This is a genomic window from Stenotrophomonas sp. BR163 (genome assembly GCF_047520985.2).
Taxonomy (GTDB): Bacteria; Pseudomonadota; Gammaproteobacteria; order Xanthomonadales; family Xanthomonadaceae; genus Stenotrophomonas; species Stenotrophomonas sepilia.
In genome coordinates this window covers 77,859-90,408 of the sequence record NZ_JAXBRE020000007.1, presented here as the reverse complement: position 1 = coordinate 90,408, position 12,550 = coordinate 77,859, and the positions used below count along the sequence as shown (strand labels likewise).

Below are 12,550 nucleotides of genomic sequence, written 5' to 3'. Positions count from 1 at the left end.
GCCGCCGCCTGCGCTTCACCGCCCAGGTCGTGCCGCGCGCGCTGCTCGGCACTGAAGCGGCCGTTCACCGGGAAGGTGCGGGTGATGTCGCTGGCGTAGCCGCGGTACTCGGCACCGGCATCGATCAGCACCAGCTCGCCATCGCGCGACCGCGCGTTGTTGTCGCGGTAATGCAGGATGCAGCCGTTGCGGCCGGCACCGACGATGCTGCAATACGCAGGCACCGCATCGCTGGCGCGGAACACGCGTTCCAGCTCGGCCTGCAGTTCATACTCGTGGATGCCGGCCCTGGCGGCCTTCATCGCCGCCAGATGCGCACGCACGCTGATCTGTGCGGCGTGGTGCATCAGTGCCACTTCGGCGCCGGATTTGAACAGGCGCTGCTCGTGCAGCAGGTGGCCCAGCTCCAGGAACTCATGTGGCGGCTGCGCACCGTGGCGTACCTGCGAACGCACGCGGTTGACCCAGCCGGTCAGCTTCAGATCGAAGTCGGCGTCGCGGCCGAAGTGGTAGTAGACGCGCGAGCGCCCTTCCAACAGGCCCGGCAGGATGTCGTCCAGATCATCGATCGGGTAGGCATCGTCCATGCCGTACTGCGCTACCGCGCCTTCCTGGCCGGCGCGGCTGCCGTCCCATGCCTCGCGCTCGGCATCGCGCTCGCGGCAGAACAGGATGGCCTCGCCGTGACGGCGGCCGGGAATCAGCACCAGCACCGCCTCCGGTTCCGGGAAGCCGCTCAGGTACTGGAAATCCGAATCCTGGCGGAACGGATAATGGGTATCGAGGCTGCGCACCTTCTCGGCTGCGGCCGGCAGTACCAGGATCGCATCCTCGCCAGCCATGTCCATCAGCTGGCGGCGGCGACGCTTGTATTCGCCGGCCGCGATGCCGGTGCGCTGCTTGATATCCATCAGTTCAGGCGCTGCCGATGGCGCGCGGCCAGCACCACGTCGCCGTGCAGCAGCAGCACCGCCACGCGGATGAATTCCTCGATCTCCGACAGGGCTTCGTCGTCGTCATCGCCGCCGGCCTCGAAATCCTCACTGGACGCACGCGCCAGGCTGGCCATGTCGGTCAGCGCTTCTTCGCCCTCTTCGGACAGGGCCGGGCGGCGGCCGCCGCTGCCCAGGCCGAAGCCGCCCAGGAACGAGCGGGTCCAGCTGAACATGGCATCGGCCTGCGCGGACACGTCGTCGCTGTCGGCGAGGAGCAGTTCGAAGGCGAAGTCGCGGTCTTCCAGCTGCTTGATGGTGGCCTGCAGCAGCTGCCCCAGCACGCTGTCGGCGGCCACCGGTGGCAGGGTGTCGTCGGCCAGCACGCGCGCCGGCCAATCGTTGCCGGGGGCGCCGCCGGCGGCCAGCCAGCCGCACAGCGCTCCGTGCAGCTCGGCAGCGGTAGCGCCCAGGCCCAGCGCCTGGCTGGCGCGGGTAACGTCGTCGACGGAGGGAAGTTCGGTCATCGTGCGGCTCGTTCGGAATAAGGAAACCCGGGGTGCGCACGCGCGCGCCCGTGAGACCCCGTAGTGTAGCAACCCTGCGGCATCCTCTCGTGGCCGTCCGGCCTTGCTGCGACAGCGCTTGACCGCCCTCACCCGGCTTGCCTATCGTGCCCGCATGGAACCCGCCGATCCCCTTGCCCAGCTGCAGGACTTTGCCGCCCGCGTGGACGCGTTGCTTGAACGCAACCAGCGCCTGGCCGAGGAGAACCGCAGCCTGCGCCACCAGCAGGAACAGCTGGTGGCCGAGCGCTCGACGCTGCTGGCCAAGAACGAACAGGCGCGCTCGCGGGTGGAAGCGATGATCAGCCGGCTCAAATCCCTGGAGCAGCACACATGAGCGCCGAACCGGTCAGTGTCCGCATCCTCGATCGTGAATACACCGTGGGCGTCGGCGGCGACGAACGCGACAGCCTGATGGCTGCTGCGCGCCTGCTCGATGCGCGCATGCGCGAGATCCGCGGCAGCAACCGCATGGCCGCCGTCGACCGCGTCGCCGTGCTGGCCGCGCTGAACCTGGCCCACGAGCTGCAGCTGCTGCGCGACGAAAACGCCCGCCAGGCCGTGGCCCTGCAGCAGACGCTGGCCGACCTGAACCGGCGCCTGGACCGCGCCATCGACGGCGGCGCCTGAAGACCGTGCACAACGCGTCTTCTCATATCTGAATTGGCACGGACTGTTGCCGACGAACGGCCTATCCAGATCCTGCGTGCTGGCTATAATGACCACGCGTTCTCTGCGGTACTCGACGGCATGTGCAAACATTCGCCTTGTCCCTTAAGAACGACACCGGGAGCGCGACAGCGCCGGGAGTGCAGGTCCGCCTTGTAGCGGGAAGCCCGATGGTTCTCCAGCGTTCCCACTTGAGCCCCCGGGTTCAAGGTCGTTTCGCATGCATCGACATTGCGGAGAATGCAATATTCCAGCAAGGGCGGCGTCTTCGGGCGTCGCCCTTGTTCTTTCCGGCACAATGACGGCTGATCCTTGCCGCTCGCTGCCATGACCGACCCGCGCCAGGCCCTGCGCCACGACCTGCGGCAACGCCGCCGTGACCTTAACGCTGGTGAGCGCATCGCCGCCGCCGAATCGCTTGCCGATGCCCTGCTCGCCCTGCCGTTCGCCCCGCGCGAAGGCGCGGTGGCCGGCTACTGGGCGCTGGATGGCGAAATCGCCCTGCACCGCTGGCAGCTGCAACTGCCCGAAGGACTCACCTACTGCCTGCCGGTACTGGCCGGCGATGTGTTGCGCTTCGCACCATGGCGGCCCGGGCAGCCGCTGACCAGCAACCGCTATGGCATCCCCGAGCCGGACGTGGCCGTGGAAGACACCCTGGAACCGGAACGGATGGCGCTGGTCGTGACCCCATTGGTGGGGTTCGACGCACAGTGCCGCCGGCTGGGCATGGGGGGGGGCTGGTATGATCGCAGCTTCGCCTTCCGCCACGACCGGCCGGCGCCGCCCTGGCTGGTCGGTGCTGCGTTCGCGGTGCAGCAGGTCGAGTCCTTGCCGGTGGCGTCGTGGGACGTGCCGGTGGATGCGATCTGCACCGAAGACGGCACCCTGTTCCCCTCCGCTGCCCCCGTGAACGCATGACCGCCCGCAAGCGCTACTGGCTGATGAAGTCCGAACCGGACGCCTTCTCCATCGATGACCTGGCCAAGGTCAAGGTCGAACCCTGGAACGGGGTGCGCAACTACCAGGCGCGCAATTTCATGCGCGATGGCATGCAGGTGGGCGACGGCATCCTGTTCTACCACTCCAACACCAAGGTGCCCGGCATTGTCGGCCTGGCCACCGTCGCCAGCCCAGCCTACCCGGACGACACCCAGTTCGACCCGAAATCCGACTACCACGACCCCAAGAGCACGCGCGAAAACCCGCGCTGGATGCTGGTGGACGTGGCCTTCGACCGCAAGCTCAAGCAGGTGATCGCGCTGGACGAGATCAAGCTGCACGCTGACGAGCTGGGCGAGGGCTTCCCGCTGGTTGCCAAGGGCAATCGCCTGTCGGTGTTCCCGGTGACCGCCGCGCAGTGGAAGCTGCTGCTGTCGCTGGAAAAGAAATCCTGATTCCCTGCCTGAGAGTTCTTCCCATGTCCGAAGCCAAGCGCCTGGCCGCCGAGAAAGCCATCGAGTACGTCGAAGACGGCATGATCGTCGGTGTCGGCACCGGTTCCACCGTGGCCTATTTCATCGATGCCCTGGCCCGCATCCAGCACCGCATCAAGGGCGCCGTGTCCAGCTCCGAGCAGAGCACCGCACGCCTCAAGCAGCACGGCATCGAGGTGATCGAGCTGAACCACAGCGGCAACCTGTCGCTGTACGTCGATGGCGCCGACGAGTGCGACCCGAACAAGTGCCTGATCAAGGGCGGCGGCGCCGCACTGACCCGCGAGAAGATCATCGCCGAGGCCAGCGAGCGCTTCATCTGCATCGTCGACCCGAGCAAGCAGGTGCCGGTGCTGGGCAAGTTCCCGCTGCCGGTGGAAGTGATCCCGATGGCGCGCAGCCTGGTCGCCCGCCAGATCCGCGACATGACCGGCGGCCAGCCGACCTGGCGCGAGGGCGTGGTCACCGACAACGGCAACCAGATCCTGGACATCCACAACCTCCAGATCACCGATCCGGAAAAGCTGGAGCGCGAGCTCAACCAGCTGCCGGGCGTGGTCTGCGTCGGCCTGTTCGCCCGCCGTCGCGCCGATGTGGTGATCGTCGGCGGCGAGCCGCCGGTCGTGCTCTGACCCTTCCGAAGGAGCCTGACGATGTCGCTGTTGCGTTCGCTGCTGATGCTTCCGCTGCTGGCCCTGGCCGGCTGCGCCACCGACGCGGCCCGCCATTGGGTCGAGCTGGACGGCGCCCGCTACCAGGTCGAGCTGGCCACCAACGATGAAACCCGCGCGCGCGGGCTGATGTTCCGCGACCAGATGGCGGCCGACCACGGCATGCTGTTCATCCACGACCGCGAGGAAATGCAGGCGTACTGGATGAAGAACACCAGGATCGCGCTGGACATCCTGTACTTCGACAGCCAGCGCAGGCTGGTCAGCCAGCAGCGTGACGTACCGCCGTGCTCGGCCGGCGACATGTGCCCGCCCTATCCCAGCGGCGGCCCGGCCCGTTATGTACTGGAACTCAACGCCGGCCAGGCCGAGAAGCTGCAGCTCAAGGACGGCACGGAGCTGAAATTCGGTCCGGGCATCGAAAAATAACGGTAGTGCCGGCCGCTGGCCGGCAATCCAACCCGACCGGGGTCAGATCCCTTTCGCAAGCGAAAGGGATCTGACCCCTGAATTTTTCACGCGATACCGCTTGAAACCGCCTGCGAATGACGCCAGTCTGTGGCCATGCAGGACCGGATCACACTCCCCGACTGGGATGCCCTGGCCGACCTCGAAGACGAGGCGCTGCCACTGTTGCCGACCGCGCTGCTGATCGCGCGCGATGAATACCCCGATCTGCAGCCGTCCACCTACGACGCGCTGATCCAGAGCCATGTCGAGCACCTCCGCTCGGAAGTGGAGAGCATCGACAACAGCCCGCTGAAGATGGCGGCGATCAACCGCCACCTGTTCGACGAGCTGGGCTACAGCGGCGACCACGACGAGTACTACGACCCGCGCAACAGCTACCTCAACCAGGTATTCGAGCGCCGCCTGGGCAATCCGATCTCGCTGGCGCTGGTGCAGATGGAAGTCGCGCGCCGGCTGGGTATTCCGCTCGATGGCGTGTCCTTCCCCGGCCACTTCCTGGTGCGCCTGCCGGTGGACGACGGCGTGCTGGTGATGGACCCGTTCAACGGTGGCCGACCGCTGGACGTGGACGAACTGCGCGAGCGGGCCAAGTCACACCTGGGCGGGCAGATGCCCGACGACCAGGTGCTGGCGCAGATCCTCGACCCGGCGCCCGCGCGCGCGATCCTGATGCGCATGCTGCGCAACCTGCACGGCGTGTATGCCGAAGCCGGCGAGTGGGACCGCGCCGCGCGCAGTGCCGACCGCCTGCTGAAGCTGGCCCCGGAGCAGGACGATGCGCTGCGCGACCGCGGCCTGGCCTACCTGCAGCTGGAGTACCTGGCCGGTGCCCGGCACGATCTGGGCCAGTACCTGAAGCGCAACCCGGAAGCCAGCGATGCGCAGTGGCTGCGCGAGAAGCTGATCGACCTCGGCGGGCCGATGCCACGACTGCATTGAGGGAGTCGGTGTGTGGACCGGCAGTCCACACCTACCCTCATCAATCGACCTCGACCATCTCGAAATCAGCCTTGGTCACCCCGCAATCCGGGCAGGTCCAGGTCTCGGGAATGTCCTCCCAGCGCGTCCCTGGCGCGATGCCTTCCTCCGGCAAGCCTTCCGCTTCGCTGTACAGGAAGCCGCAGACCACGCACATCCAGGTGCGCAAGGTGGTGGGGGTGGCATCGCTCATCGGATAATCAGGACTGGATTCACGGGCCGCCATTGTCCCATCGCGGTCCACTCACCGGTAGCCATCGATGACTTCTGCTTCCCCGGCGCCCCGCGGCGTCTACCTGATCACCCCGGACGAGCCCGATACCGCACGCCTGCTGGCCCGCACCGCGCCGCTGCTGGCCACGGGCGCCACCTGGCTGCAGTACCGCAACAAGACCGCAAGCGACGCGCTGCGGCGGGAACAGGCCACCGCGCTGCAGGCACTGTGCGCGGACCACGGCGTGCCGCTGATCGTCAACGACGACCCGGCGCTGGCCAAGGCCGTGGGCGCGGCGGGCGTGCACCTGGGCGGCACCGACGGCGACATCCCCAGCGCGCGCGCCCTGCTCGGCCCCGAGGCCATCATCGGCGCCTCCTGCTATGACCAGCTGGCCAATGCCGAGAGGGCCGTGGCCGCCGGCGCCAGCTACGTGGCCTTCGGCGCGTTTTTCCCGACCACCACCAAGATCACCACTAGCCGCGCCCATACCGACCTGCTGCGGCAAAGCGCCGCACTGGGCGTGCCGCGGGTGGCGATCGGCGGGCTGACGCCGGACAATGTCGGTCCCATCATCGACGCCGGTGCCGATCTGGTCGCCGTGGTCAGCAGCGTGTTCGCCGCCGAAGACCCGGTCGCGACCCAGCGCGCCTTCCTCGCCCAGTTCGCGTAACGCCCAGGATATTCCCCCATGAACCACGACCAGTCCCACGCCCTGTTCTCCCGCGCCCAGCAGCTGTTGCCGGGCGGCGTCAATTCGCCGGTGCGCGCGTTCAAGTCGGTCGGCGGCGAACCGTTCTTCGTCGAGCGCGCCGACGGCGCCTACCTGTACGACGTCGACGGCAACCGCTACATCGACTACGTCGGCTCCTGGGGCCCGATGATCGTCGGCCACAACCACCCGGCGGTACGCCAGGCGGTGAAGAAGGCGATCGACAACGGCCTGTCATTCGGCGCGCCATGCGCGGCCGAGGTGACCATGGCCGAGACCATCACCCGCCTGGTGCCGTCGTGCGAGATGGTGCGCATGGTCAACTCCGGCACCGAGGCCACCCTGTCGGCGATCCGCCTGGCGCGTGGCGCCACCGGCCGCAACCGCATCGTCAAGTTCGAAGGCTGCTACCACGGCCACGGCGACTCGTTCCTGGTCAAGGCCGGCAGCGGCATGCTGACCCTGGGCGTGCCGACCTCGCCGGGCGTCCCGGCCGGGCTGAGCGAACTGACCCTGACCCTGCCCTACAACGACTTCGAAGCGGCCACTGCGCTGTTCGAGCAGCAGGGCGATGACATCGCCGGCCTGATCATCGAACCGGTGGTCGGCAACGCCAACTGCATCCCGCCGCGCGAGGGCTACCTGCAGCACCTGCGCGAACTGTGCACGAACCACGGCGCGCTGCTGATCTTCGACGAAGTGATGACCGGCTTCCGCGTTGCCCTCGGCGGTGCGCAGGCGCACTACGGCATCACCCCGGACCTGACCACCTTCGGCAAGATCATCGGCGGCGGCATGCCGGTGGGCGCCTACGGCGGGCGCCGCGAGCTGATGCAGCAGATCGCCCCGGCCGGCCCGATCTACCAGGCCGGCACGCTGAGCGGCAACCCGGTGGCGATGGCCGCTGGCCTGGCGATGCTGGAGCTGATCCAGCAGCCGGGCTTCCACGCCGACCTGGCCGAGCGCACCGCGCGCTTGTGTGCCGGCCTGGAAGCGGCCGCCGCCGAAGCCGGCGTGGCGGTGACCACCACCCGCGTGGGCGCGATGTTCGGGATGTTCTTCACCAGTGAGAAGGTGGAGACCTATGCGCAGGCCACCGCCTGTGACATCCCAGCTTTCAACCGCTTCTTCCACGCGATGTTGGAGCAGGGCGTGTACCTGGCGCCGTCGGCGTACGAGGCCGGTTTCCTGTCCAGCGCGCACGACGATGCCGTGATCGAGGCCACCCTCGCCGCTGCACGCGTGGCATTCAAGGCCGCCAAGGGCTGATCGCAAAAAAAGGGGACGGAGGGGATTAAGTCGTTTGTGCATAAACGACTTGATCCCCTCCGTCCCCTTTTTTCATCCACGCATGGCGTGGATCTACTGGTAGAGCCACGCCATGCGTGGCTGCTCAACCGAAGACGAACTTGCCCTTCATCATCGCGAAGTGGCCGGGGAACGAGCAGAAGAAGGTGTAGTCGCCGCCCTTCTGCAGGCCCTGGGTGGAAAAGCGCACGCGCGTGGTCTCGCCACCACCAATTACTTTGGTGTGCGCCAGCACGCGCTTGTCGGCCTTCGGCAGGTAGCTGTCGGCCAGGGTCATGCGCATGCCCGCCATCGCCACCGGCTGGTAATCGGCCGTGCGGGTCAGCACCCAGTTGTGGCCCATCGCGGTAGCGGCCAGCTTGCCGGTATGGCGCAGGGTCAGGTCCACGGCAGTGCAGTCGGCGGCAAGCTTGATCTCGCGAGTGCTGAAGCTCATCTGGTCGGTGCTGTCGATGCTCACCGCACACACCCGTGCCATCGCCGACGGCGCCAGCATCAGCGCGCCCAGTCCCACTGCCACCCACCAAGCCTTCATCGTTGCCTCTCCTGCGGATTCAAGCGCCATTCTAGGCAGGCCCCTGCGGCCGCGTCTGCGACCGTCTGTCGCATGCCTACTCCAGGGTTTCCCGCGCACTCACTGCAATGGCATGCTCGACCGATGCGGATCGACCTGTTGCTGCTGGATGTGGATGGCGTGCTGGTGCAGTACCAGCGCGCGCAGCGCGTGCTGCATCTGGCGCAGGCGCTGGATGTTACCCCCGCCGCCGTACAGGCCGCGCTGTATGACAGCGGACTGGAAGCGGCGCATGACAACGGCACGCTGGATGGCCCGGCCTATCTGGCGCAGCTGGGGGAGTGCCTGGGCAGGATCATCGATGTACCCAGCTGGATCGCCGCACGCCAGGCGGCCAGCCATCCGCAGCACGCGGTGCTGCAGCGGCTGCAGGTTCTGCAGCTGCCACTGGCGATACTGACCAACAACGGCGCGCTGATGGCACAGGCGCTGCCCACCCTGCTGCCGGAACTGTTCCCTGCGCTGCAGGGACGCGTGTTCTGCAGCGCAGATTTCAGCCTGCGCAAACCCGCACCGGAAGTCTTCCTGCGCACGCTTGAGGCCCTCGGCGTGGCGCCTTCGCGCACGCTGTTCGTCGATGACCTGTTCGCCAATGTGCGCGGTGCACGCGCCGCCGGCCTGCACGCGGAAACCGTGCGCGATGGCCGTGGATTGGGCAAGGTGTTGAAGCGCTATCGGATTGCGTGAACCACTGTAGAGCCGAGCCCATGCTCGGCTCTACAGATGCCTCTGCCGGCTTCAGCGCGCGGCGATGAACGCCGCAATCGCTGCGCGCAGGCGCTTGAGGCCTTCGGCCACTTCTTCGTCGGTGATGTTCAGCGACGGCACGAAGCGCAACACGTCCGGGCCGGCCTGCAGGGTCAGCAGGCCGTGCTCGGCGGCATGGTCGAGGATCGCCCCGGCCTGGCCGGCGAAGTCCTTGCCCAGCACCGCGCCCAGCATCAGGCCGCGGCCGCGCACGTCGCTGAACACACCGAACTCGTCGTTGATGCGGGCAAAGCAATCGCGCAGCGCCTTCGACTGGCGGCTGACATTGGCGGCGATCTCCGCCGAGGCCAGCTTGCGCAGTGCCACGCGGGCAACCGCAGCGGCCAGCGGGTTGCCGCCGAAGGTGGTGCCGTGCGCGCCGAACTGCATGGTCTCGGCCACCTTCGGGCCGGCCAGCATCGCGCCGATGGGGAAGCCGCCACCGAGTGCCTTGGCCAAGGTGACCATGTCCGGCACCACATCATCCTGCCAGTGCGCGAACAGCGTGCCGGTGCGGCCCATGCCGGCCTGGATCTCGTCCAGCACCAGCAGTGCGTTGTGCTGGTCGCACAGTTCACGCACGCGCTTGAGGAAACCGGACTTGGCCGGCATCACGCCGCCCTCGCCCTGGATCGGCTCCAGCATCACCGCCGCCACGTCGCCGGCGGCCATCGCGGTTTCCAGCTGCACCTCATCGTTGAAATCGATGTAGCGGAAGCCGCCAGGCAGCGGCTCGTAGCCTTCCTGGTACTTCGGCTGGGCGGTAGCGGTCACCGCGCCCATCGTGCGGCCGTGGAAGCTGCCACGGAAAGTGATGATCACCCGCTTGTCGGCGGGACGGCCCTGGCTGGAGGCCCACTTGCGGACCATCTTGATCGCCACTTCGTTGGCTTCGGCGCCGGAGTTGCACAGGAACACGCGCTCGGCAAAGCGGCTGGCCTTCACCAGTTCCTCGGCCAGGTGCAGCGGCGGCGCGCTGTAGAACACGTTGCTGGTGTGCCAGAGCTTGCCGGCCTGCTCGACCAGCGCGGCCACCAGGTCCGGATCGTTGTGGCCCAGGCCACACACCGCGATACCCGCAGCCAGGTCGATGAACTCACGCCCCTGGCTGTCCCACACGCGGGCGCCCTGGCCTCGCTCCAGTACCACCTGGCGGGGCTTGTAGACCGGCAGGTAATAGTGCGAAAGGGAGATCAGCGGATCGGTCGCGGCGGTCATGGCAGTCGGCAGGATTCAGGAATGCCCATTCTCGCGCCGGAACCCCTGCGGCACAATGCGCCCATGCGACCGTTTTCCGCCCCCCAGCTGAATCCCGCCACCGAGACCGGCTGGCGTCGTCGGTGGTTCGACATCATCTACCGCCATGACTCGCGGCCCTCGCGCAACTTCGACCTGATCCTGGTGGTGGCGATCGTCGCCAGCATCCTGGTGGTGATGATCGACAGCGTGCAGCACCTGCATGCCGAGTGGTCCACCGGCCTGTACATCCTGGAATGGGGCTTCACCATCATCTTCACCGCCGAGTACCTGCTGCGGCTGGCGGTGGTCAAGCGGCCGCTGCGCTACGCGGTGAGCATCTGGGGCATCATCGACCTGCTGTCGATCCTGCCCGCCTACCTGTCGATGTTCATCCCCGGCGCGCAGAGCCTGCTGGTGGTGCGTGCGCTGCGCATCCTGCGCGTGTTCCGCATCCTCAAGCTGACCCGCTACATCGAGGAAAGCGGCGTCCTGATGACGTCGCTGTGGCGCAGCCGGCGCAAGGTGCTGGTGTTCTTGTTCACGGTGATCACCATCACCATCATCGCCGGCGCGCTGATGTACGTGATCGAGGGCCCCGAACACGGCTTCACCAACATCCCGGCCAGCATGTACTGGGCGGTGGTGACCATGGCCACGGTCGGCTTCGGCGACATCGTGCCGCAGACCGTGCTTGGCCGCTTCGTCACCTCGGTGCTGATCCTGATCGGCTACAGCATCATCGCCGTGCCGACCGGCATCTACACCGCCGAACTGGCCAGCACCATGCGCGAAGCCGAACTGGCCGCGCGCCGTGATGCCCGCGGCTGCCCGCATTGCGGGCTCGAGGGGCATGAACCCGATGCGCGGCACTGCCGCAAGTGTGGTGGCCAGCTGCCGGATGCGTTCAGCCATTGAGGCACATGCCGGCCAACGGCCGGCACTACCGGACCAACAGGGTGCGCGCCGGGCATGGCCCGGCGCTACCGTGGGCAGATCCACGCCCCGCGTGGATCGCCCTCAGCGCATGCGGTTGCTGGTGGTCACCAGGTCGTTGTAGGCATCCAGAATCGTCGACTGTGCGCCTTCAGGGTCGGTGGTGAGCCAGCTGCCCGACGCCTTGCGCTCGGCGGCCAGCGCATCGGCGGTGATCGGCTTGCCCTGTTCCAGGCGCTCGACTCCGCGCCCGGCGGTACGCACCAGCTTGTCGGCCGAGCGCTGCACATGGCCCCACATCGGGTCGTCCTTGCCGACACCACCGTTCTGGATTTCCGTCACCAGCGCCTGAAAGTCGGCCAGCTGGCCGCGCAACACCGCAACGTCCGGTGCCTCGCCCTGGAACGCCATCGCCAGCTGCTTGCCATCGCCGACAAGGCGCAGATGGTAGTACGCCAGCGAGCGGCCTTCGCTTTCCTCGATCTGCTTCAACTGGGCGGCGCGGCGATCGTTCTCGTTCTTTTCCAGCGCCGCATCCATCGCCTCGCTGGCCTTGAAGAAATCAGCATAGGCCTGCATCAGCGGGGCATGCTGGCTGCGCATCCCTTCACCACCATCGCGACGATAGTCCTCGCGGGTGAAATAGCCATCGGCGCGCTCGATCAGGGTGTTCAGCGCAAGGAACGCCTGCTGGTACTGCCGCGCGGGCGCATCCAGCGACGTCGCCGGGGTCTTTGCCAGCGCCTCGCTCAACGGCTGGCCGCAGTACTCGACCCGGTGCGACAACACCTTGCCAGGTGAGCGCGGCTGCGCTTCCTTGCCGGTTGGACCGGCTTCGGGATCCTTCATCCAACCGGTGTAGGTCTGGAAACCCTCGTGGATGGGCTGTTCGACGCCGTTGTAGCACTCGATATAGGCGTTCACCTTTTCCAACCCGGGATCGGCGACAGCCAGCCCGGCCGGGTTGTTGCAGCCGGCCAGCGCGCCGAGCAGGAGAACAGGAATCAGGCGTGTGGATGCGTTCAAATCAGTTCCTTGCACAAGTGAAAACTGCAGGCATCGTCATGCATGGCGCGAGCGCGCGCTCCAGCACCTCGGCA

General features: G+C 67.2%; 17 protein-coding genes and 1 other RNA gene. 12 read left to right on the top strand and 6 right to left on the bottom strand.

Translation table 11 applies throughout. The features are described from left to right. Together ACM0PY_RS08300 and ACM0PY_RS08295 are read right to left on the bottom strand one after the other, a co-directional pair. On the bottom strand, positions 1-905 hold a 905-nt coding region (locus ACM0PY_RS08300; protein WP_495493254.1), incomplete at its 3' end, for an aminopeptidase P N-terminal domain-containing protein. Positions 906-910: 5 nt separating this feature from the next. Beyond that, positions 911-1,459: a UPF0149 family protein gene (locus ACM0PY_RS08295; protein ID WP_005418994.1), complete on the bottom strand. Its 549-nt coding sequence runs from the start codon at positions 1,457-1,459 to the stop codon at positions 911-913. A 154-nt stretch (positions 1,460-1,613) separates the two neighbouring features. On the opposite strand from ACM0PY_RS08295, the gene ACM0PY_RS08290 reads away from it, so the two are divergent. The 8 genes from ACM0PY_RS08290 to ACM0PY_RS08255 all read left to right on the top strand — a co-directional run bounded on the left by ACM0PY_RS08290 (position 1,614) and on the right by ACM0PY_RS08255 (position 5,684). Beyond that, on the top strand, positions 1,614-1,835 hold the full coding sequence (locus ACM0PY_RS08290) for a TIGR02449 family protein (protein WP_005418996.1): 222 nt from the start codon (positions 1,614-1,616) through the stop codon (positions 1,833-1,835). Beyond that, complete coding sequence (locus ACM0PY_RS08285) at positions 1,832-2,128, top strand: cell division protein ZapA (RefSeq protein ID WP_006467013.1); 297 nt, start codon at positions 1,832-1,834, stop codon at positions 2,126-2,128. The genes ACM0PY_RS08290 and ACM0PY_RS08285 overlap by 4 nt, the downstream gene beginning before the upstream one ends. 97 nt (positions 2,129-2,225) lie before the next feature. Continuing rightward, positions 2,226-2,411: non-coding RNA, 6S RNA (ssrS, locus tag ACM0PY_RS08280), on the top strand. Between the two features lie 83 nt (positions 2,412-2,494). Beyond that, positions 2,495-3,088 (top strand): 5-formyltetrahydrofolate cyclo-ligase, encoded by a 594-nt coding sequence (locus ACM0PY_RS08275; protein ID WP_032954483.1) that lies wholly within the window; start codon positions 2,495-2,497, stop codon positions 3,086-3,088. Further along, positions 3,085-3,564: an EVE domain-containing protein gene (locus ACM0PY_RS08270; RefSeq protein WP_005419001.1), complete on the top strand. Its 480-nt coding sequence runs from the start codon at positions 3,085-3,087 to the stop codon at positions 3,562-3,564. Before ACM0PY_RS08275 ends, ACM0PY_RS08270 begins: the two co-directional genes overlap by 4 nt. Before the next feature lie 23 nt (positions 3,565-3,587). Beyond that, positions 3,588-4,235, top strand: a complete 648-nt coding sequence (gene rpiA, locus ACM0PY_RS08265) for a ribose-5-phosphate isomerase RpiA (protein ID WP_005419003.1) — start codon at positions 3,588-3,590, stop codon at positions 4,233-4,235. Between the two features lie 21 nt (positions 4,236-4,256). Continuing rightward, complete coding sequence (locus tag ACM0PY_RS08260; RefSeq protein WP_014648292.1) at positions 4,257-4,703, top strand: DUF192 domain-containing protein; 447 nt, start codon at positions 4,257-4,259, stop codon at positions 4,701-4,703. 135 nt (positions 4,704-4,838) lie between these two features. Beyond that, positions 4,839-5,684 (top strand): SirB1 family protein, encoded by an 846-nt coding sequence (locus ACM0PY_RS08255; protein WP_005419007.1) that lies wholly within the window; start codon positions 4,839-4,841, stop codon positions 5,682-5,684. Positions 5,685-5,724: 40 nt separating this feature from the next. Here ACM0PY_RS08255 and ACM0PY_RS08250 read toward each other — a convergent pair whose 3' ends face one another. Further along, the gene (locus tag ACM0PY_RS08250) at positions 5,725-5,949 is read right to left on the bottom strand and encodes a rubredoxin (protein ID WP_014038358.1); all 225 of its coding nucleotides are present in this window, start codon (positions 5,947-5,949) and stop codon (positions 5,725-5,727) included. A gap of 34 nt (positions 5,950-5,983) precedes the next feature. On the opposite strand from ACM0PY_RS08250, the gene thiE reads away from it, so the two are divergent. Beyond that, on the top strand, positions 5,984-6,610 hold the full coding sequence (gene thiE, locus ACM0PY_RS08245; protein ID WP_072168443.1) for a thiamine phosphate synthase: 627 nt from the start codon (positions 5,984-5,986) through the stop codon (positions 6,608-6,610). A gap of 18 nt (positions 6,611-6,628) precedes the next feature. Beyond that, positions 6,629-7,918, top strand: a complete 1,290-nt coding sequence (gene hemL / locus ACM0PY_RS08240; protein ID WP_134971385.1) for a glutamate-1-semialdehyde 2,1-aminomutase — start codon at positions 6,629-6,631, stop codon at positions 7,916-7,918. Positions 7,919-8,042: 124 nt separating this feature from the next. Here the strand turns inward: hemL and azu are convergent, their stop codons facing one another. Next, the gene (gene azu / locus ACM0PY_RS08235) at positions 8,043-8,492 is read right to left on the bottom strand and encodes an azurin (protein ID WP_134971386.1); all 450 of its coding nucleotides are present in this window, start codon (positions 8,490-8,492) and stop codon (positions 8,043-8,045) included. Positions 8,493-8,615: 123 nt separating this feature from the next. Between azu and ACM0PY_RS08230 the strand changes: the two genes are divergently transcribed. Beyond that, complete coding sequence (locus tag ACM0PY_RS08230; RefSeq protein WP_134971388.1) at positions 8,616-9,218, top strand: HAD-IA family hydrolase; 603 nt, start codon at positions 8,616-8,618, stop codon at positions 9,216-9,218. Between the two features lie 51 nt (positions 9,219-9,269). On the opposite strand, the gene ACM0PY_RS08225 is transcribed toward ACM0PY_RS08230, so the two are convergent. Beyond that, positions 9,270-10,496 carry an acetylornithine transaminase gene (locus tag ACM0PY_RS08225; RefSeq protein WP_414609372.1) on the bottom strand — a complete coding sequence of 409 codons (1,227 nt, stop codon included), beginning with the start codon at positions 10,494-10,496 and terminating at the stop codon, positions 9,270-9,272. Positions 10,497-10,559: 63 nt separating this feature from the next. Between ACM0PY_RS08225 and ACM0PY_RS08220 the strand changes: the two genes are divergently transcribed. Then, positions 10,560-11,432 (top strand): ion transporter, encoded by an 873-nt coding sequence (locus ACM0PY_RS08220; protein ID WP_069139259.1) that lies wholly within the window; start codon positions 10,560-10,562, stop codon positions 11,430-11,432. Between the two features lie 102 nt (positions 11,433-11,534). On the opposite strand, the gene ACM0PY_RS08215 is transcribed toward ACM0PY_RS08220, so the two are convergent. Beyond that, positions 11,535-12,476 carry a YiiG family protein gene (locus tag ACM0PY_RS08215; RefSeq protein WP_134971390.1) on the bottom strand — a complete coding sequence of 314 codons (942 nt, stop codon included), beginning with the start codon at positions 12,474-12,476 and terminating at the stop codon, positions 11,535-11,537. Between the last annotated feature and the right edge of the window lie 74 nt (positions 12,477-12,550).

Bases quoted from the DNA above. Each gene is read 5' to 3' on its own strand.
- ACM0PY_RS08250 (WP_014038358.1), bottom strand. From the start codon at position 5,949: ATGGCGGCCCGTGAATCCAGTCCTGATTATCCGATGAGCGATGCCACC.
- ACM0PY_RS08270 (WP_005419001.1), top strand. From the start codon at position 3,085: ATGACCGCCCGCAAGCGCTACTGGCTGATGAAGTCCGAACCGGACGCC.
- ACM0PY_RS08295 (WP_005418994.1), bottom strand. From the start codon at position 1,459: ATGACCGAACTTCCCTCCGTCGACGACGTTACCCGCGCCAGCCAGGCG.
- azu (WP_134971386.1), bottom strand. From the start codon at position 8,492: ATGAAGGCTTGGTGGGTGGCAGTGGGACTGGGCGCGCTGATGCTGGCG.
- ACM0PY_RS08260 (WP_014648292.1), top strand. From the start codon at position 4,257: ATGTCGCTGTTGCGTTCGCTGCTGATGCTTCCGCTGCTGGCCCTGGCC.
- hemL (WP_134971385.1), top strand. From the start codon at position 6,629: ATGAACCACGACCAGTCCCACGCCCTGTTCTCCCGCGCCCAGCAGCTG.
- rpiA (WP_005419003.1), top strand. From the start codon at position 3,588: ATGTCCGAAGCCAAGCGCCTGGCCGCCGAGAAAGCCATCGAGTACGTC.
- ACM0PY_RS08230 (WP_134971388.1), top strand. From the start codon at position 8,616: ATGCGGATCGACCTGTTGCTGCTGGATGTGGATGGCGTGCTGGTGCAG.
- ACM0PY_RS08255 (WP_005419007.1), top strand. From the start codon at position 4,839: ATGCAGGACCGGATCACACTCCCCGACTGGGATGCCCTGGCCGACCTC.
- thiE (WP_072168443.1), top strand. From the start codon at position 5,984: ATGACTTCTGCTTCCCCGGCGCCCCGCGGCGTCTACCTGATCACCCCG.
- ACM0PY_RS08220 (WP_069139259.1), top strand. From the start codon at position 10,560: ATGCGACCGTTTTCCGCCCCCCAGCTGAATCCCGCCACCGAGACCGGC.
- ACM0PY_RS08290 (WP_005418996.1), top strand. From the start codon at position 1,614: ATGGAACCCGCCGATCCCCTTGCCCAGCTGCAGGACTTTGCCGCCCGC.
- ACM0PY_RS08285 (WP_006467013.1), top strand. From the start codon at position 1,832: ATGAGCGCCGAACCGGTCAGTGTCCGCATCCTCGATCGTGAATACACC.
- ACM0PY_RS08225 (WP_414609372.1), bottom strand. From the start codon at position 10,496: ATGACCGCCGCGACCGATCCGCTGATCTCCCTTTCGCACTATTACCTG.
- ACM0PY_RS08275 (WP_032954483.1), top strand. From the start codon at position 2,495: ATGACCGACCCGCGCCAGGCCCTGCGCCACGACCTGCGGCAACGCCGC.